Raw genomic sequence first — 17842 nt, 5'->3', positions numbered from 1 at the left:
CGGCAGACCCCGGTCCGCTCCGGGCGATCCACCGAACCGATCCGAACGACACCCGCGGGGACTGGGGGACTGCGCGCCCGGCGCCGGACTACGCCACCGGGGCCGTCCCACCGTGGTGCTGGTCGTCGTCCTCCGGGAGTCTGCAGACGCGTTCCAGGAAGAAGGCGGCCGCTATCACGCCGATTCCGGCGAGGACGGAGAGGCCGGCGTAGATGGCCTGGTCGCGGCGGGCGGGGTCCTCCAGCCATCCCAGGAGGAAGACGCCGGTGCCGCCGTACATGCCCGCCACCAGGGCGGCCACCAGGGCGCTCGCCTGACCGAAGACGACCGCGCGGGCGGCCATCAGCGGATCGACGCCCTTGGCGCCGGGGCGGCGCTCGCGCTGGGCCTTGAGGCGGGCGCGCAGCGACAGGGCCGTGGCGAGGAGGACGATCGCGATCAGGGCGAGGACGATGGGGGCGGCCAGCGGGACCCGGGGAAGTGTGCCCACCGCGTTCCACAGGCGGGCGCCCGCCCAGGACAGCACTCCGGCCACCACGAACACGGCAGCCAGTGTCCTGATCCGCAGCTGTTTCACGTTGCCCCTTCGGTAGCCCGCGTGCGGCCGGGGCCCGTATCGGGGCCGGCCAGTGGTCGTCTTGACCTTAACGACTACTCGGGCAGCCGGAGTTCCAGGTCGGCGCGGGCCGTGACACCGTCCCGGGTGATGGTGTCGAGGAGCCGGGCGACGGCGCCGTGGCCGGCGAGCTGCGCCTCGGGATCCACGTCGTGCCAGGGGGCGAGGACGAAGGCCCTCTCGTGGGCGCGGGGGTGAGGGAGGGTCAGCACCGGGTCGTCGGAGACGGTATCGGCGTACGCCACGATGTCCACGTCGATCGTGCGCGGGCCCCAGCGCTCGTCCCGCACGCGGTGGAAGGCCTCCTCGACCGCGTGGGCCCGCTCCAGGAGCGAGGACGGCGGGAGGGTGGTCCTGAGCACCACGACCGCGTTGAAGTACGAGGGCTGGCTGCCCGGTTCGACGCCCCACGGCTCGGTCTCGTAGACGGGGGAGACCGCTTTGACCCGGACGCCCGGGGTGTCCTCCAGGGCGTCGACGGCTCCCTGGAGGTTCTCCAGGCGGTTGCCCAGGTTCGAGCCGAGGGAGATCACCGCGAGCTTGGGGTTGCTCAGGGTCGTGTCGGCGGCGTCGACCTGCTCGACCACGGAGGCGGGCACCGGCTGGACGGTCGGGTCGCTCTGACCCTCGGTGAAGGACGTGGTCATACTCGGCTCCGGATGATCGTGACGGTCACGTCGTCGAAGGGGACCGTGATGGGCGCGTCCGGTTTGTGGACGCAGACCTCGACCTCCTGGACCCCGTCGTGCTTGAGACACGTCTGGGCGATGCGCTCGGCGAGCGTCTCGATGAGATCGACCGGCTCGCCCTCGACCACGGCGACGACCTCTTCCGCCACGATGCCGTAGTGCACGGTCTTCGCCAGGTCGTCGTCGGCCGCGGCCGGGCGGGTGTCCAGGCCCAGCGTCAGGTCCACGATGAAGGTCTGGCCCTCCTCGCGCTCCTTCTGGAAGACGCCGTGGTGCCCGCGGGCCTTGAGGCCGCGCAGCGCGACACGATCCACGCGAATCACTCCTGCAATTGTCGGGGAAGGCCGTCGTACGCCGAATGCGGTCGGCACACCGGCCCCGAACGAATCTACCTGCGGGCACTGACAACGCTCGCCCGCGAGGACGGCGCCCCGGTGAAGGACATAAGCCTTCACCGGGCGTTTCCCCCGGGGAACGCTGCGGCTCACGGGCTGGTAGCCGCCCCTACCCCGGACCGGAGATTCCAATCACCTTTTGGTCTCCCTGGCCGCATACCCACTCAACCGGCGGTGTCCTCGTCTTCTTCCTCACCGGACTCGGCCAGCACGGGGGAGGCGTGGTGGGACCAGAGTTTCCAGCCCTCGGGAGTGCGGCGGAACACGTTCGTGGCGACGACCAGCTGGCCGACGAGCGGGCCGAGCTCTTCCCCCTCGTCGGGGGCGGGACCGCCGCTGAGGATGTTCTCGGTGCAGGTCACCAGGGCCGTGTCGCCGGACACGGAGACGCGCACGTCGGTGAGGAAGAACTGGATGTACTCCGTGTTCGCCATGATCAGCGCGTACGAGCGGAGCACCTCGCCGCGGCCGTTGAGGACGGGCCAGCCGGGGTGGACGCAGGACACGACCGCGCCCTCGCCCTCGAAGTCGTCGTCGGAGGTGTCCAGCGGGGCCAGCCACAGCGAGGTCAGTTCCTCGAAGTCACCTCGTTCCATCGCCTCGTAGTACGCGGTGTTGGCGAGTTCTACCTGCTCGATGTCGGTACGGGGTGTGCTCACCGGGCGCCCTCGACGGCCGGACCGCCGGCGGCGTCGGGTGCCCCGCCGGTGCGGGCTCCCTCGACGGCGCGGGCGACCCGTACGGCGTCGGCGGTGGCCCGTACCTCGTGCACGCGGACCGCCCAGGCGCCCTGCCGGGCGGCGATCGCCGAGACGGCGGCGGTGGCGGCGTCGCGCTCGCGCGCGGGAGGCGGGGCGCCTTCGGGGCCGGCCAGGACGCGGCCGAGGAAACGCTTGCGGGAGGCGGCGACCAGCAGGGGGTGGCCGAGGCCGCGCAGGCGGTCGAGGTGGGCCAGGAGGGCCAGGTCGTGCTCGGGGTCCTTGGAGAAGCCGAGCCCGGGGTCGACGACGACGCGGTCGGGGGCGATGCCGCCCTCCAGGACGGCCTCCACGCGCGCGTGGAGTTCGTCGAGGACCTCGGAGACGACGTCCTCGTACGTCCCCTGGATGTTGCCGCCCGCCAGGAGGCCGCGCCAGTGCATGACCACGAAGGGGGCGCCCGCGGCCGCCACGGCCGGGATCATCGCGGGGTCGGCGAGGCCGCCGCTGACGTCGTTGACGAGGGCGGCGCCCGCGGCGAGCGACCGCTCGGCCACGGAGGCGCGCATCGTGTCCACGGAGACGGTGACGCCCTCGGAGGCGAGGCCGCGGACGACGGGGATGACGCGCTTGAGCTCCTCGGCCTCGTCGACGCGGGTGGCTCCGGGACGGGTGGACTCGCCGCCCACGTCCACGAGGTCGGCGCCCTCGGCGACCAGGCCGAGGCCGTGCTTGACCGCGGCCGTCGTGTCGAACCAGCGGCCGCCGTCGGAGAAGGAATCGGGGGTGACGTTCACGACCCCCATGACCGCGCAGCGGTCCCACGTCGGCAGTCCCGCGACTCGGCCGCGCCCGCGCTCAATACTCATACGTCCAGCCTAGGCCCCTTACGGGAGGCCTCATCGCCCCTTGACGGGCTCCGTGGCCTCCGCCGGTCCCGGGGGCGGGGACCGGCGGAGCCCGCCTGGCTACGCCGCCCTGATCCCTCGTTCCGTCGCCGCGTGGGCGCAGGGACGCGGGGCCGGTGCCCGGCGGCGCAGGATCCGGGGCAGGGCGAGGTTCACGAAGCCCTCGGCCTGCATGGCGGCGAGGCCGATGCGGGGGAGGTCGCGGGAGGCGGCGTAGACCACGAAGCGCGGCTCCCAGCGCGGGCGGAACTTGGCGTTGAACTTGTACAGCGACTCGATCTGGAACCAGCGGGACAGGAACACGAGCAGTCCGCGCCAGGCGCGCAGCACCGGCCCCGCGCCGATCTTCTCGCCGCGCGCGAGCGCCGAGCGGAACATCGCGAAGTTGAGCGAGATCCGGTCGATGCCGAGGCGGGGTGCGGCCTGGAGCGCCGCCACGATGAGGAGTTCGTTCATACCGGGGTCGGCGGCGCGGTCGCGGCGCATGAGGTCGAGCGACACGCCGTCCGTGCCCCACGGGACGAAGTGCAGGACGGCCTTCAGATCGCCGTACGGGCCGGGCGGATCGTCGGCCTTGTGCGCCGTGGCGATCAGACAGTCGCCGTCGGACGGGTCACCGATCCGGCCGAGCGCCATGGAGAAACCTCGCTCGGTGTCGGTGCCGCGCCAGTCCTCCGCCGCGCGCCGTATCCGCTCCAGTTCGCCTTCGCCGAGGTCACGGATGCGCCGTACCCGGGTCTCGTAGCCGGCGCGCTCGATGCGCTTGACCATCTGGCGCACGTTGCGCATCGCGCGCCCGGACAGGGAGAAATCCGCGACGTCCACCACCGCCTCGTCGCCGAGTTCGAGGGCGTCGAGGCCGGTCTCACGCGTCCACACCTCGCCGCCGGTCTCGGAGCAGCCCATGACGGCGGGTGTCCAGGAGTGTGCCCTGGCCTCGTCCATGAAGCGCTCGATCGCGCCGGGCCAGGCCTCCACGTCGCCGATGGGGTCACCGCTGGCGAGCATCACCCCGGAGACGACCCGGTAGGTGACCGCCGCCTTGCCGCTGGGCGAGAAGACGACCGCCTTGTCGCGGCGGAGCGCGAAGTGGCCGAGGGAGTCGCGGCCGCCGTGCCGGTCCAGGAGGCCGCGCAGCCGGGCCTCGTCGTCCTCCGTGAGGCGGGCGGCGGGGTGTTCGGGCCGGAAGGCGAGGTAGACGGTGGTGACGGCGGTGAGCCAGCCGAGCGCGCCCAGGGAGAAGGCGACGGTCCAGGACGTGGGCCCCGCGTAGTCGACGGGTCCCTCGAAGCCGATCAGGCCGTACAGGACGTGACTGAGGCGGTCGGCCAGGCTCGGGTCGCCGATCATGCGGTCCTCGTGGACGCTGACGATGACGAGTCCGAGGACGAGGGAACCGGCGCCCATGAGAACGAAGTTGGCGAGCGCGCGCCAGCGGCTGCGTGGATCGGGCAGCGCGGCGAACTCGTCGCGGTGGCGCAGCAGCGGCAGGAGCAGCGCGGCCGAGATGACGACGCCGATCACCGAGTGGCGGTACGCGAACTGCGCGGCGGCGCCCGCGGGCAGCAGCAGCACCGCGGCGCGCCATGCCCGGCGCTTGCGGCGCCGCAGCCCGTGGGCGAGCAGCAGCAGGAGCACGCCGGCGCTGAGCGACAGCGCCGCGGCGAAGGGCCCGAACGAGCCGGGCAGCACCTCGGCCAGGGCGTGCATACGGCTGTGACGGAAGCGCGGGAAGACGCCCGCGGCGACGTCCAGGAGACCCACGAGTGTGCAGGCCCTGGCGATCAGGGCGGGGACGGCCTCCGGGCTCGGACCGCGCAGTACGCGCCGCGTCCGGCCTGTGCGGCCTGGAACCCCACCCGACAATTCCCCATCTATCCTGACAGACATCGCATCCCGTGGTTCCGCGAGAGACCGTGAATCCGGCGCCATTCCGGCATCCGGCGACATTGCGCCCTCTAGGACGGTGTCTTGGGGAGACAGGTTCACTCCCTTCAGGAAAGCCGGTTCAAAAGGCAAGGAAAGTCCAGGGCAAGTGCTCGCCAATGGGCGGGACGGCCGGGACGGAAAGCGCAGGCGGAGCAGCCCATGGGTCTCACGAGCAACAAGGTGCTGGTACTGGTGGTCCTGCTCGCCGTGCTGCTCTTCGTCGGCACGGTGTGGTGGTGGCCGCGGCTCGCCAGGCGTACCTGGCGGTCCGTCAGCGGGCGTGTCGGGCTGCTGCTGGCGACCCAGGTGATGCTGTTCGCGTCGATCGGGCTGTCGGCCAACCAGGCGTTCGGGTTCTACGCCAGCTGGGCGGATCTTCTCGGCCGGGAGAGAGGCGAGGGCGTGGTCGTCGACCACGACGGCGCGAGCGGTCCGGGCGGCGGCCCCCTCCAGGTCGTGGACACCGAGCAGGTGGCCGTCTCGGGCGGGGCCCGGCCGCGGAGCGGCGGCCAGATCCAGAAGATCGACATCGTCGGCCGTACGACCCGCATCGCCACACCGGCGTACGTGTATCTGCCGCCGGAGTACTTCCAGCCGCGGTACCGGACCCGTACGTTCCCGGCGGTGACCGTGCTGACGGGCTATCCCGGCACGGCCCGGGCACTCATCAAGGCCCTGCATTTCCCGCAGACGGAGAATCGTTTGGTCAGGAGCGGCAGGAGCCAGCCGATGGTCCTGGTGATGCTGCGGCCGACCGTCGCTCCGCCGCGGGACACCGAGTGCGTGGACGTCCCCGGCGGCCCGCAGACGGAGTCCTTCTTCGCCAAGGACCTCCCCGACGCCGTGTCGGCCCATTACCGGGTGGGCCCGAAGCCCCGGAGCTGGGGCATCATCGGCGACTCGACGGGCGGGTACTGCGCGCTCAAACTCGCCGTCCACCACCCCGGGACGTACGCGGCCGGCGCCGGCCTGTCGCCGTACTACAAGGCGCCGGTCGACCGCACGACGGGCGACCTCTTCCGGGGCGACAAGGCCTTGCGCGACAGCGCCGATCTGCGCTGGTACCTGAGGAACAAGCCCGCCCCGGACACCTCGCTCCTCGTCACCAGCAGCAAGGTGGGCGAATCCAACTACAGGGCCACGCTCGACTTCATAGAGCTGGTGAAATCGAAGAAGCCCACCAGGATCTCGTCGATCATCCTCGACAGGGGCGGCCACAACTTCAACACCTGGCGGCGGGAGATTCCGGGTGCCCTTCAGTGGCTCAGCGGACGCCTGAGCGACCGCTGACGCGTGCCGCGCCGGGGTCGCGCGGCCCGGACGCCGTACGGTCCCGCGCGGTCCGCGGCGTGCCCCGCCGGGCCGTGTCCGCCCCGCGGACGAATTGAGCTGTCCGGTACGGAGATAAGGCGCTCCCCGGGGGAATGCCGCACCCGAAGATGACGATTCGGAAACCGTTCGGAGGCGGCGGAATTGACCGGGGAGCCGGTGCGATCGGGGGCGTGACGGGCTTTGTGGGACAAGCGGTGTGCCCTGTAGGCGCTTGGTACAGGACAAAGCCTCCGGGAAGACTGTGTTTTTACCGTGCGGGGCACCAAGATTCGCCTACGCGCGGTAAGTTTCTGGCCATGCCACGTGGACGCCACCGCCATTCCCCGCCCTTGCACAGGGTGCTGCCTTCTTCGGCGATCGCCGGCGTGTCGCTCGTCTGCGCCATAGGACCCTGGCTGTTCACGGACGCGTTCGCGCTCCGTGTCCTGGCCGCGGGTGCCGCGGCGACGGCGGTCGTCAGCGCGGTCGTCCTGCGCCAATGGGACACCGCGGCGGGCAAACGCGTCGCGGACCTCACGCGCGCGCGTGCGAGCGACGAGTGGCGTTATGAGGAACGCGTCGCCGAGCTGGAGACGGACCTCGAGGAGTCGCGCGAACTGCGCGCCAAGCTGGAGCAGAAGCTGCGCGCCAAGCGCACCGAGCTGGCCGGCCTGCGCAACGAGCACGCGGCGCTGCTGCGGCGGTACGCCACGGCCGAGACGGAGCGGGCCACCGCCCTGGAGGGGCGCCGGCAGCTCGCCATAGAGGCTTCGGTACCGGCCCGTGCCCTGCCGGCCGCGCGGACGGCTCCGGACGAGGCCGGGATCGAGGACCCCTCCGGCACGCCGGAGTCCCACGACACGGACCTCACGGACCCCATGGACTCCGTGGACTCCTTCGAAGCGCCCGAGGCGGGCGAGACGGACGAGACGCCCGGAGGACCGGACGCGTCCGAGGAGTCCGAGGAGTCCGGAGAGACCGCACGGTCCGAGGGTTCCGGGGACGGGGTGTCCGCGCCCGCGAGCGGGGTGGATGCCATCGAGGCCTTCATGGCGCCGGACGAGGACACGGTCGTCCCGGACGCGGAGGACGACGAGGACGCGAGGGCGGAGGCCGGAGGCGGGACCGGGACCGACGAGTCCCCCGAGGTCTTCTCCCCGGCCGGGTCGTCGCTCTTCCTGCGGGCCGGAGCGTCGTCGAGCCGGGTCGCGGGCGACGGCCGGGAGGCCGAGGGCGCCGAGGCCCGGACGGCCTCGACGTCCGTGGCCCTCGCGCTGCCGGACACGGACCCCGGCACCGACCCGGTCCAGGCCCCCGACGCCCGCTCGTCGACGGCCAGGTCCCTGAACGACGTGCCCGCGCCGGGCGGGTCCGCGCTGGACGCGGCCGTCAGGAGGGACGCGGCGGCCAAGCAGCGCGCGGCGCTGCGGAAGGGCGCGGCCGCCACGAAGGACCTGGTCGCGACCAGGGACCCGGCGGCCGAGCGGGACGCGGTCACGCACGGCGCGGCCGCCCCGCACAGAGCTCCGGCCACCGAGACGGGTCCGTCCGCGGATTCCGTCGCGGAGGCGGGTGGGGCGCAGGGGAAGCCCGAGGCGGCCCGCGAGCACCAGCGCGCGGCCGCCGAGGCAGGGTCTCCGACCGCCGTCACATCCGAGACGTCCCGCCGGGCCGTGACGGCACCGCCGGCGCGGGCGGCGCTTCCGCCCGCCAAGCCGGCCCAGCGCTCGGGGCACTTCACCGTGCCGACCGCGGTGGCCGTCGTCCCGCACGCCGCGCCCGTGCGGCGTCCCTCGGTCGAGGGAGGGTTCGACTTCTTCGGTACGCAGGCGGAGCAGTCCGACGCCGCCGCGATGGAGGCCGTGCAGAACGAGGACCTCGCCGACGTGGTCGGCCAGGAGGCGCTCGCCGTGCACAAGGCCGAGTCCGAGTCCGGGTTCAAGCCCGCGGGCGAGGCCACGGACGGTGCCGACCGCCAGGTCATCGACCTGACCGAGCACGACGAGACCGAGCACATCGACATGACCGGGCTGCGGAGCGCGGCTTCCTGAGCCGCACGCTCCCGCCGGGCAGGCGTGACGAAGTGAGGGCAGTGGCGTGACGCCACTGCCCTCACCCGTTTCCACTGCCCTCACCCGTGTCCCGCTCCCTCACCCGTCCCCGCTTCCTCGGCGGAGGCCCGCGTCACCCGGCCCGTCCCCACCGGACGTCCGCGGCACCCGCGCCGGCCCCGCCCCGGCGGTCCTCAGGCCATCCACCGGTCCGGCCGGGCCTCCCGCCGTCCCGTGCGGGACCGGTCCGCCTGTGCCTGGAGGAGCTCCGCCGCCTCGGCGGCATCCCGCAGCCGCGCGGTGACCGTCCTGCCGGCACCGGCGTCGATGTGGACGTCGGCGAGCCCCTTGAAGCGCTCCCAGGGCCCCTGGGTCAGCCGGACGCTCTGCGCCTTGGCGTGCGGGACGAGGAAGAGGCGGCGCCGCAACAGCCCGCGGCGCGCGGCGAACACGGTGCCGGTGACGGCGAGTCCGTACCCGCGCCACCAGAACGGCACGCACCAGCCGGCCCGCCGCGGCGGCCGGTCCAGCGACGCGGGAACGGTCACACCGGGCAGTACGGCGGCGATCACGGCCTCGGCGACCTCGCGCGGAGCGACGGGCACGAGGACCGAGTTCGAGGACCCGGCCACGTCCAGCTCGACCCGCACCCATCTGCCGCGCCACAACAGGGGTTCGACGATCCGTACGGTCTGCACGCGTCCGGGCGGCACCGTCTCGTGCGTCCGGTCCAGGAGCCCGTGATCGATGCGCAGGCCGTCGGGCGACTCGCCCACCGTCCAGTCGTACTCACCGACGAACCGCCCGACGCTGCTCGCGCCCGCCGCGCCGAGCAGGGGCAGTCCGGTCGCGAGGACCGTCCAGACGCTGTGCGTGGCGAACCACAGCAGCGTGGGCACGACGAACGCGGCGACCAGGGAGGCCCAGGTGGCACCGGTGAGCAGCAGGGAGGCGGCGAGGACGCCGGGCGGGACGTGCAGCAGCAGCCGGACCGGTGCCTCGCCGACCTCGTGGGCGGACTCGGGCGCGAACCCGGCCGCCCGGGCGAGGAGTTCGGCACGCAGCCTGCGGGCCTCGCCCTCGCCCAGATAGGCCAGCTCGTCCTTCTTGTCGGTCCCGACGACATCGAGCTTCAGTTTGGCGACGCCCGCGACGCGGGCCAGCAGCGGCTGGGTGATGTCGACGGCCTGGAGCCGTTCGAGCCGGATGTGCGCGGTGCGGCGGAACAACAGGCCGGTGCGGATGCGCAGTTCGGTGTCGGTCACCGCGAAATGCGTGAACCACCAGCTCATGAAGCCGTAGAGGGCGGCGCCCGGGACGATCACGGCGAGCCCCAGGAGCAGCACGGTCGTCGTGAGCCGGGCGAGCTGTTCCTGTGCCTGGCCCGGGTCGTGGACGGCCCAGCCCGCGAGGACGGCCACCGGCGCCCAGGCCCGCCGGAACGGGGTCACGGGGTGCAACCGCCGCTCGGACAGCGGCTTCAGCGGCTTCAGCGGATTCTCCTCCGGTACGGATCCCTCGGCGTCCGGCACGGCCGTCGCGCCGGGGAGGGCGCCGGGCGCGGGCGCGGCGGACGGGTGCCCCGAGGAGTCCGGGGAGGCCGTGCTCACAGGCCGGCCGATCGTGCCTCGCCCAGTTCGGTCAGCCGGTCCCGCAGCCGTTCGGCCTCGGCCGGGTCGAGACCCGGGATGCACGCGTCGGTGGCCGCGGCGGCCGTGTGGAGCTGCACGCTGGCGAGCCCGAAGTGACGTTCCAGCGGCCCGGAGGTCACCTCGACGAGCTGCATGCGCCCGTACGGCACCACGGTCTCCTCACGCCACAGCACCCCCCGGCTGATCAGCAGGTCGTCCGCGCGCTCCGCGTACCGCCAGGAGCGCCAGTTGCGCCCCAGCATGCGCCAGCCCCACGCGATCAGGGCGAGCGGCAGCAGGGCGAACGCCGCCCAGCCCGGACCGGCGAACAGGGCGAGGAGCAGCCCGACGGCGATCGTCAGGAGCCCCAGCCACACCACCAGCAACAGCCGTCGCATACGCAGCAGCCCCGGAGGCAGTCCGGCCCAGACCGGCTCCTCCGGGGCGCTCTCCTCGGTCCGCGCGCTCCCCGTCTCCATGCGGCAAGCGTACGTACGAGAGACTGTGGCCATGACTCCCACGACGGAGACCATGGTCGGCATCGGCGGCGCCGCCGAGAGCACCGACATGGTGCTCAACATCGGCCCCCAGCACCCCTCGACCCATGGCGTGCTGCGCCTGCGGCTCGTACTCGACGGTGAGCGGATCCAGCACGCGGAGCCGGTCATCGGCTATATGCACCGCGGCGCCGAGAAGCTCTTCGAGGCGCGCGACTACCGCCAGATCATCATGCTCGCCAACCGCCACGACTGGCTGTCGGCCTTCTCGAACGAGCTGGGCGTCGTCCTCGCCGTGGAGCGGATGCTCGGCATGGAGGTCCCCCCGCGCGCGGTGTGGACACGCACGCTGCTCGCGGAACTCAACCGGGTCCTCAACCACCTGATGTTCCTCGGCTCCTATCCCCTGGAGCTGGGCGGGATCACCCCGATCTTCTACGCCTTCACGGAGCGCGAGGAGCTCCAGCACGTCATGGAGGAGATCTCCGGCGGGCGCATGCACTACATGTTCAACCGCGTCGGCGGTCTCAAGGAGGACCTTCCGGCCGGATGGGCCGCCCGCGCGCGTGCCTGCGTCGCCGCGCTGCGCGCGCGGATGGGCGTGTACGACGACCTGGTGCTCGGCAACGAGATCTTCCGGGGGCGTACGCGCGACGTGGGCGTCCTCTCTCCGGAGGCCGTGCACGCGTACGGCGTGAGCGGTCCCATCGCGCGGGCCTCCGGCGTCGACTTCGACCTGCGCCGCGACGAGCCCTACCTCGCGTACGGGGAGCTCCAGGACACCCTGAAGATCGTCACGCGCGAGGAGGGCGACTGCCTGGCCCGCTTCGAGTGTCTCCTGGAGCAGACGCACAACTCCCTGGACCTCGCGGACGCCTGTCTCGACCGGCTGGCCGAGCTGGCGCCCGGCCCGGTCAACCAGCGTCTGCCGAAGGTCCTGAAGGCGCCCGAGGGACACACGTACGCCTGGACCGAGAACCCCCTCGGCATCAACGGCTACTACCTCGTCAGCAAGGGCGAGAAGACCCCGTACCGGCTGAAGCTGCGCTCCGCCTCCTTCAACAACATCCAGGCGCTCACCGAACTGCTGCCCGGGACGCTGGTCGCCGACATGGTGGCGATCCTGGGGTCACTGTTCTTCGTGGTCGGAGACATCGACAAGTAGCGCTTCACGCAGGACGGCGTCGGCGTCGGCTTCGGCGTCGGGGGAGTCCCGGGGCCCGTCGGGGAAGCCGACGGGCTGGAGCAGCCAGCCGAAGTCGCCCAGCCCGCCCGGCGCGGTGAGTTCCGCCGCCTGCCCGGCACCCGCGAGGGCGCGCACGTAGGCCGCCGGGTCCGTCGTCGCCAGGGCGAGCGGGGGGCGGGCGCCGCTCACGCCCAGCGCGCGCAGTGCCGCGCGCTGGGTCACCACGCGGCCCCCGGGCAGCGCGCACGCGTCGAGCGCCACATGCGCGGTGATGTCGCACGAGCCGTCCGGTACCGGCGCCGTCTCGCGTCCCTCCCGGAAGCCGGTGAGTGTCCCGAAGGGCGGCCGCCCGCCCGCGACGTGCGCGTAGTCGACGGCGACGGCGAGGCCCCGGTCGAGCGTGGCCACGGCGGAGGCCCAGGCGAGGTCCCGGGGGAGCCCGATCTCGGCACGGGCTCCCCCGACGGGCGCGAGGGGCGCTTCGGGAGAGCCGTCCGCCCCCGGTGTTCGGGGTGCTTCCTGTGCGGATCCGGGGTCCGGCCGCGCTCCCGGTGCGGGCCGGTCGCCGGCCGGCGGCCACCACCAGGTCCGCAGCCACCGGGCGTCCTCCCCGGTGACGGGCTCCCCGAGACGTTCGGTTCCGTCGCCGCGGACGAGGACCCGTCGCGGCACCCGGTCCGGGCCGGCCTCGGCGACGTCCACGGGCACGTTGTCCAGCCACTCGTTGGCGAACAGCAGCCCGGTGATCCCGCGCGGCGGCTCGGTGAGCCACGAGATCCGCCGGTCGAGGCCGGCCGGCCTCTCCGCCCGCTCGACGGCGTACCCGCGCACACGGCCGGCCACGTCGGCGGGGAGAGCGGCGAGGACCCCGGTCACCAGCTCGCCGCGGCCGGCGGCCATGTCGACGAAGGCCAGCGGATCCGGGTGGCCGAGGGCCGCGTCGAGGCGGCACAGCAGGCGCGCCACGGCCCCCGCGAACAGCGGGGAGGCGTGCACCGAGGTCCGGAAATGCCCGGCCGGTCCCTCGGGCCGGCGATAGAAGCCCCCCGGGCCGTACAGCGCCGTTTCCGTCGCCTCGCGCCACCCACGCCACTCACCCGCCGCCGCACGTTCCACGGGGCCAGGCTAAGGGCCGTCATGCCGTTCCGGGCCGGGCCGTCCGGTCCGGATCGGTGCGGAAGGCACCTTTTGAGCGTCCCGGAGGGAGGGGCATCCACCTTGGGGAGTACGAGGGGCGGCCCCGGATCGGTCCTCCGGTTGACCCGGGCACACCGCGCGCCTCCCTACTCTGGGTTACGTGCAGCGCCTCTATGACCTTCTCCGCAGGTACCCGACATGGGTCGACAGCTTCTGGGCCGTCGCCCTGCTCGGGATCTCCCTGGTGAGCATCAGCAATGGCGACGGCGCCGCGGAGGGGCCGCCGTCGACCGCCACAGTGCTCCCGATCGCCGTCGCGCTGAGCGCGGTCGTCGCGCTGCGCCGCCGCATGCCGGAGAAGATGCTGGTCCTGGCCGTGGCGGCGGGCCTCGCACAACTGGTCCTGGACGTCCCGTCGGCGCCCGAGGACTTCGCGATGCTGGTGATCATCTACACGGTCGCCGCGGACGGTGCCCGCTGGGCCTCCCGGCTCGCGCTGATCGGCGGCCTGTGCGCGGGCACGCTCGCGCAGCTCCGCTGGCCCACCGAGGCCAGCGGGCCGGGCGGTGTCTTCATAGCGATCTTCCAGACCGTCCCGTTCGCGCTCGCCTGGGTGCTCGGCGACTCGATCCGCACCCGCCGCGCCTACCTCGCGCAGCTGGAGGAGCGGGCCGCCCGTCTGGAGAAGGAGCGCGAGGCGCAGGCCAAGGTCGCGGTCGCCGCCGAGCGCGCCCGGATCGCGCGCGAGCTGCACGACGTCGTCGCGCACAACGTCTCGGTGATGGTGGTTCAGGCCGACGGCGCCGCGTACGTCATGGACACGGCCCCCGACCAGGCCAGGAAGGCGCTGGAGACCATCTCGGGGACCGGCAGGCAGGCCCTCGCCGAGATGCGCCGGCTGCTCGGCGTGCTGCGCACCGGCGAGCACCAGGAGGGCGGCGAGTACGTTCCGCAGCCCGATGTCGAGCAGCTCGACGACCTCATCGAGCAGTGCCGCACCTCGGGCCTGCCCGTCGACTTCAAGGTGGAGGGCACCCCGCGCCCGCTGCCCAGCGGCGTGGAGCTCACGGCGTACCGCATCGTCCAGGAGGCGCTGACCAACACCCGCAAGCACGGAGGCCCGAACGCGGGCGCCAGCGTCCGTCTGGTGTACTTCGACGACGGCCTCGGCCTGCTCGTCGAGGACGACGGCAAGGGCGCCCCCCACGAGCTGTACGAGGAGGGCGGCGCCGACGGGCAGGGCCACGGCCTGATCGGCATGCGGGAGCGCGTCGGCATGGTCGGCGGCACCCTGGACGCGGGGCCGCGGCCCGGCGGGGGTTTCCGCATCAGCGCCCTGCTGCCGCTCAAAGCGGCCCACTGACACCTGTACACACCGGTCCCGACGACCGGCCCCGACGAAGTGAAAGGCCCCCGATGGCGATCCGCGTGATGCTCGTCGACGACCAGGTGCTGCTGCGCACCGGCTTCCGGATGGTGCTCGCCGCCCAGCCGGACATGGAGGTCGTGGCCGAGGCGGGCGACGGCGTCGAGGCCCTGCAGGTGCTGAGCGCCACCGAGGTCGACGTGGTCCTGATGGACGTACGCATGCCGAAGCTCGACGGTGTGGAGACCACCCGCCGCATCTGCTCGGACCCGAACCCGCCGAAGGTCCTGATCCTCACCACCTTCGACCTCGACGAGTACGCGTTCTCCGGTCTGAAGGCGGGCGCCTCCGGCTTCATGCTCAAGGACGTGCCCCCGGGGGAGCTGCTCGCCGCCATCCGTTCCGTGCACAGCGGCGACGCCGTGGTCGCGCCGTCCACCACCCGGCGCCTGCTCGACCGGTTCGCGCCGCTGCTGCCCAACGCCGGCAAGGAGCCCCGGCACAAGGGTCTGGAGCGGCTCACCGAGCGCGAGCGCGAGGTCATGATCCTGGTCGCGCAGGGCCTGTCCAACGGGGAGATCGCGGCCCGTCTCGTCCTCTCGGAGGCCACCGTGAAGACCCACGTCGGGCGCATCCTCACCAAGCTCGGCCTGCGCGACCGGGTCCAGGTGGTCGTCCTCGCCTACGAGACGGGGCTCGTCCGGGCGGGCGGGCTCGGCTGACGCCGAAGGCACACCCCGCGGCCGGTGCCGTACGAGCGGCTGCCGGGGCGGGGCGCGGTTTCCCGGTGGCGCCGGCCTTCGCGTGACCGGGACGTGACCGGCGCGCACTAGGGTCGGCGCATGCTCCTGTGGATCAACGGGCCCTTCGGGGGCGGCAAGACACAGACCGCACACGAGATCCAGCGCAGGCTGCCGGGCGGCGTCATCTGCGATCCGGAACACGCCGGTTTCGGCCTGCGCCGCATGCTTCCGCCCGAACTACGCGGCGATTTCCAGGACTTGGTGTCCTGGCGGCAGGGCGTGGTCGAGGTGCTCGACCTCGCGCTCCGCGAACGGGACGGTGTGGTCATCGCCCCCATGACGGTCACGAACCCCGTGCACTTCGCGGAGACGGTCGGGCGGCTGCGTGAACTGGGCCACGACGTAAGGCACTTCACCTTGCTGGCCGAGCGCGAGACCGTCCTTCGGCGGCTGCGTGAACGCGGCTTCGGGCACTTTGTGGGCCACGTCGCCGGGAAAGACACCCCGCTGCGGCGCGAGAGCTGGGCCGTGGGGCAGCTCGACCACTGTCTGGAGCGGCTGCGCGAGCCGGAGTTCGCCGAGCATCTGTGGACCGACGAGACGTCGGTCGCCAGGACCGCCGACCGCATAGCGGTCCTCGCCGGGCTGACCCTCACGCCGAACCGCGACGGTGCCCTGCGCGGACGCCTGCGGCGGGCACGGACGAGCGCGCGCCACATCCGCTTCGACTGACCCGCCCAGGGCTTCGGCCCGAGTCGGCCGCGGATTTCCGCCCCCTCCGCCCCTACCCGTCCCACCCTGGGGCTCCGCCCCAGCCCCGCTCCTCAAACGCCGGAGGGGCTGGATCTTCCCGGCCGGAGCTGAAACTGCTGCCCCGCCGGGACTGAATCGTTCTGGACGGACACACCCGCAGCCGGGATCCGACGCGAGGGGCCGTGCCGGTACATCGATGCCCGTCGCCACCGACGCCCACCCCTCACCCAACGGCGACGGGCTGATGCACCGGCACGGCCCCGACCCACCCACCAGCCGGGCCGCTCATGGGCTCAGCGCAGGATCCCCTCCAGGAAGTCGCTGCCCAGCCGGGCCACCACGCCGACGTCGAGCTGGTGCAGCACATAGCGGCCGCGCCGCCGGGTGGTGATCAGACCCGCCTTCTTGAGCACGCTCAGGTGCCGGGATATCTCCGGCGCGGTCATCCCGTGCACCTGGGCGAGCTCGCCGGTGGTGTACGCGCTGCGTGCCAGATGGCGGCAGATGCGCATCCGGACCGGGTGGGACAGGGCGGTCATCCGCAGGGTCAGCTGCTCGACGGAGGGCGGGGCGGTGAGCTCGGGGGAGCTGACGGGGTAGTGCAGCACCGGCTGCCACCGATAGCGGTGCAGCACCATCAGGTGCGGACGGCCGAGGCTGGTGGGGACCAGCAGCAGACCGCCGTCCGCCGTGACCATCGTGCTCCCCTCGGTCAGCTTGTCGACGGTGATGATCCGAGCCGTCTCGTCCAGGGACAGGGCGGAGGAGACGGAGGCCAGCGCCTCGGGCAGGCCCTTGTGCCGGAGCAGATCCGTCTTGTGACGGGCCTCCGCGGCCAGCGGGTGGCGCAGCCGGGACCAGGTCTCGGCGAAGAAGGCCTCGTCGCAGTCCTCCAGGAACTGCCGCAGCCAGGCCCGCACCCCCGGCGGATCCACCAGCAGCCGCTCGGTGAACCGCGTCTGCTGCGGCCCGCGCGAGGCGGCCAGATCGACGGCACGCCGCTGCACCTCGGGATCGGAGAGGGCGTGCGGCCCCTCGGAGCCGTACGCGAGCGCGCAGGTGAACTCCAGGGCCGCGTCCACGAACTGCTCGTCGGTGAGCTTGTCCAGCAGGTCCAGGTCCTCGGCGAGCGTCGCGCCCGGCACCGAGGCCCCGCCCGGGATGCCCGCGCACGGCAGGAACAGGTCCGAGAACGTCGTACGCCACAGGAAGTCCGCCTCGCACATCCGGTCCGCGAGATGGGGATCGAGTCCGGCGGTCACCCCCGTCGCCCAGCCCTGGAGCCCGGGGTGGTGCCCCGGCTCCGCCAGCGCGTGCAGCGCCATCCCCAGCTCGGCCAGCGGCGACGGCACGACGGCGACCCGCTCCGGCCGCAGGCCGCGGATGTCGATGTGCACGCTCATGTCCCCATGGTGCACCTCGCCGCCGACAGCGGCCGCCGCCGATTGACGACGGCCGTCAATCGAGGCGACAGCCGCTGTGATCAGGCGCAGCCTGGGACGACCGGGGCAGTTCGCGCGGGGCCTTCGGATCCCATCCCTCGTTCCCGAGAGGCGATCGGTCATGAGCATCACCCAGCAGTACCTCCTGGACAGCTACCGGGCCTCGCAGCACGGGGAGGCGGCTCCGCCGGCACCCGGCAGCCACGACCGGGAGGTCGCGCGGGAGCTGCGCGACTACCGGCGGTTCCGGGCCGTCGTGGCCGGGCATCCGGCCCGTGGCCGTCTGCGCGGGGCCCTGGGCCGGTGGCTGCACGGCGGACCCGGCCGGCCGGCCCGCTGAGACCCGCCCCGCCCGGACCCCACGCCGTGACCGCTCGGGCCTCCGTCCCACGAGGGACCGCGCGGACTCCTGTCCCACGCGGGACCGCGCGGGCTCCTGCCTTACGCGGGACCGCGCAGGCCCCCGTCCCACGAGGGACCGTGCGCGCCC

Annotated in this window: 17 protein-coding genes; 7 read left to right on the top strand and 10 right to left on the bottom strand. The window is 73.1% G+C overall.

Annotated elements, in window-relative coordinates; translation table 11 throughout:
* Positions 1-88 precede the first annotated feature (88 nt).
* The 6 genes from ACFYW9_RS11265 to ACFYW9_RS11240 form a co-directional block, all read right to left on the bottom strand.
* The gene (locus ACFYW9_RS11265) at positions 89-577 is read right to left on the bottom strand and encodes a DUF3180 domain-containing protein (RefSeq protein ID WP_351866233.1); all 489 of its coding nucleotides are present in this window, start codon (positions 575-577) and stop codon (positions 89-91) included.
* A gap of 74 nt (positions 578-651) precedes the next feature.
* The gene (gene folK, locus ACFYW9_RS11260; protein WP_389147760.1) at positions 652-1263 is read right to left on the bottom strand and encodes a 2-amino-4-hydroxy-6-hydroxymethyldihydropteridine diphosphokinase; all 612 of its coding nucleotides are present in this window, start codon (positions 1261-1263) and stop codon (positions 652-654) included.
* Positions 1260-1619, bottom strand: coding sequence for a dihydroneopterin aldolase (gene folB, locus ACFYW9_RS11255; RefSeq protein WP_037625942.1), 360 nt, complete (start codon positions 1617-1619; stop codon positions 1260-1262). The genes folK and folB overlap by 4 nt, the downstream gene beginning before the upstream one ends.
* A 245-nt stretch (positions 1620-1864) precedes the next feature.
* Complete coding sequence (locus tag ACFYW9_RS11250; protein WP_328670666.1) at positions 1865-2359, bottom strand: nuclear transport factor 2 family protein; 495 nt, start codon at positions 2357-2359, stop codon at positions 1865-1867.
* Entirely contained in the window at positions 2356-3267 is a 912-nt protein-coding gene (gene folP / locus ACFYW9_RS11245) for a dihydropteroate synthase (protein ID WP_389147755.1), read from the bottom strand. Before folP ends, ACFYW9_RS11250 begins: the two co-directional genes overlap by 4 nt.
* Before the next feature lie 99 nt (positions 3268-3366).
* Entirely contained in the window at positions 3367-5196 is a 1830-nt protein-coding gene (locus tag ACFYW9_RS11240; protein ID WP_389147751.1) for a phosphatidylglycerol lysyltransferase domain-containing protein, read from the bottom strand.
* Between the two features lie 198 nt (positions 5197-5394).
* Between ACFYW9_RS11240 and ACFYW9_RS11235 the strand changes: the two genes are divergently transcribed.
* Together ACFYW9_RS11235 and ACFYW9_RS11230 are read left to right on the top strand one after the other, a co-directional pair.
* Entirely contained in the window at positions 5395-6525 is a 1131-nt protein-coding gene (locus ACFYW9_RS11235) for an alpha/beta hydrolase (protein ID WP_389147748.1), read from the top strand.
* Between the two features lie 338 nt (positions 6526-6863).
* Positions 6864-8597 (top strand): hypothetical protein, encoded by a 1734-nt coding sequence (locus tag ACFYW9_RS11230; RefSeq protein WP_389147745.1) that lies wholly within the window; start codon positions 6864-6866, stop codon positions 8595-8597.
* 194 nt (positions 8598-8791) lie between these two features.
* On the opposite strand, the gene ACFYW9_RS11225 is transcribed toward ACFYW9_RS11230, so the two are convergent.
* Both ACFYW9_RS11225 and ACFYW9_RS11220 read right to left on the bottom strand, forming a co-directional pair.
* Positions 8792-10129 (bottom strand): PH domain-containing protein, encoded by a 1338-nt coding sequence (locus ACFYW9_RS11225; protein ID WP_389148309.1) that lies wholly within the window; start codon positions 10127-10129, stop codon positions 8792-8794.
* A gap of 74 nt (positions 10130-10203) precedes the next feature.
* Positions 10204-10707: a PH domain-containing protein gene (locus ACFYW9_RS11220; RefSeq protein ID WP_389147742.1), complete on the bottom strand. Its 504-nt coding sequence runs from the start codon at positions 10705-10707 to the stop codon at positions 10204-10206.
* Positions 10708-10738: 31 nt separating this feature from the next.
* Here ACFYW9_RS11220 and ACFYW9_RS11215 point away from each other — a divergent pair, with 31 nt between their 5' ends.
* The gene (locus ACFYW9_RS11215) at positions 10739-11890 is read left to right on the top strand and encodes an NADH-quinone oxidoreductase subunit D (RefSeq protein ID WP_389147740.1); all 1152 of its coding nucleotides are present in this window, start codon (positions 10739-10741) and stop codon (positions 11888-11890) included.
* Here the strand turns inward: ACFYW9_RS11215 and ACFYW9_RS11210 are convergent.
* A complete protein-coding gene (locus ACFYW9_RS11210; protein ID WP_389147737.1) occupies positions 11855-13027 on the bottom strand; it encodes an SAM-dependent methyltransferase in 1173 nt (390 codons plus the stop codon). The two genes, ACFYW9_RS11215 and ACFYW9_RS11210, sit on opposite strands and share 36 nt — an antisense overlap.
* A gap of 181 nt (positions 13028-13208) precedes the next feature.
* Here ACFYW9_RS11210 and ACFYW9_RS11205 point away from each other — a divergent pair, with 181 nt between their 5' ends.
* The 3 genes from ACFYW9_RS11205 (at position 13209) to ACFYW9_RS11195 (ending at position 15889) form a co-directional block, all read left to right on the top strand.
* Complete coding sequence (locus tag ACFYW9_RS11205) at positions 13209-14411, top strand: sensor histidine kinase (protein ID WP_351866208.1); 1203 nt, start codon at positions 13209-13211, stop codon at positions 14409-14411.
* 53 nt (positions 14412-14464) lie between these two features.
* The gene (locus tag ACFYW9_RS11200) at positions 14465-15136 is read left to right on the top strand and encodes a response regulator transcription factor (protein WP_351866206.1); all 672 of its coding nucleotides are present in this window, start codon (positions 14465-14467) and stop codon (positions 15134-15136) included.
* A gap of 120 nt (positions 15137-15256) precedes the next feature.
* Positions 15257-15889 (top strand): AAA family ATPase, encoded by a 633-nt coding sequence (locus ACFYW9_RS11195; protein ID WP_389147732.1) that lies wholly within the window; start codon positions 15257-15259, stop codon positions 15887-15889.
* 314 nt (positions 15890-16203) lie between these two features.
* Here ACFYW9_RS11195 and ACFYW9_RS11190 read toward each other — a convergent pair whose 3' ends face one another.
* On the bottom strand, positions 16204-17313 hold the full coding sequence (locus tag ACFYW9_RS11190) for a DUF5937 family protein (RefSeq protein ID WP_389147729.1): 1110 nt from the start codon (positions 17311-17313) through the stop codon (positions 16204-16206).
* A 160-nt stretch (positions 17314-17473) separates the two neighbouring features.
* Here ACFYW9_RS11190 and ACFYW9_RS11185 point away from each other — a divergent pair, with 160 nt between their 5' ends.
* Positions 17474-17692, top strand: a complete 219-nt coding sequence (locus ACFYW9_RS11185; protein ID WP_351866197.1) for a hypothetical protein — start codon at positions 17474-17476, stop codon at positions 17690-17692.
* The last annotated feature ends 150 nt before the right edge of the window (positions 17693-17842 follow it).

Source organism: Streptomyces sp. NPDC002698 (assembly GCF_042888945.1).
In the GTDB taxonomy this organism is placed as follows: Bacteria; Actinomycetota; Actinomycetes; order Streptomycetales; family Streptomycetaceae; genus Streptomyces.
This window is presented reverse-complemented; position numbering and strand designations above follow the sequence as displayed.

Coding starts and splice junctions, on each gene's coding strand:
- folP (WP_389147755.1), bottom strand. CDS start 3,267: ATGAGTATTGAGCGCGGGCGCGGCCGAGTCGCGGGACTGCCGACGTGG.
- folK (WP_389147760.1), bottom strand. CDS start 1,263: ATGACCACGTCCTTCACCGAGGGTCAGAGCGACCCGACCGTCCAGCCG.
- ACFYW9_RS11235 (WP_389147748.1), top strand. CDS start 5,395: ATGGGTCTCACGAGCAACAAGGTGCTGGTACTGGTGGTCCTGCTCGCC.
- ACFYW9_RS11200 (WP_351866206.1), top strand. CDS start 14,465: ATGGCGATCCGCGTGATGCTCGTCGACGACCAGGTGCTGCTGCGCACC.
- ACFYW9_RS11220 (WP_389147742.1), bottom strand. CDS start 10,707: ATGGAGACGGGGAGCGCGCGGACCGAGGAGAGCGCCCCGGAGGAGCCG.
- ACFYW9_RS11190 (WP_389147729.1), bottom strand. CDS start 17,313: ATGAGCGTGCACATCGACATCCGCGGCCTGCGGCCGGAGCGGGTCGCC.
- ACFYW9_RS11230 (WP_389147745.1), top strand. CDS start 6,864: ATGCCACGTGGACGCCACCGCCATTCCCCGCCCTTGCACAGGGTGCTG.
- ACFYW9_RS11185 (WP_351866197.1), top strand. CDS start 17,474: ATGAGCATCACCCAGCAGTACCTCCTGGACAGCTACCGGGCCTCGCAG.
- ACFYW9_RS11195 (WP_389147732.1), top strand. CDS start 15,257: ATGCTCCTGTGGATCAACGGGCCCTTCGGGGGCGGCAAGACACAGACC.
- ACFYW9_RS11215 (WP_389147740.1), top strand. CDS start 10,739: ATGACTCCCACGACGGAGACCATGGTCGGCATCGGCGGCGCCGCCGAG.
- ACFYW9_RS11240 (WP_389147751.1), bottom strand. CDS start 5,196: ATGTCTGTCAGGATAGATGGGGAATTGTCGGGTGGGGTTCCAGGCCGC.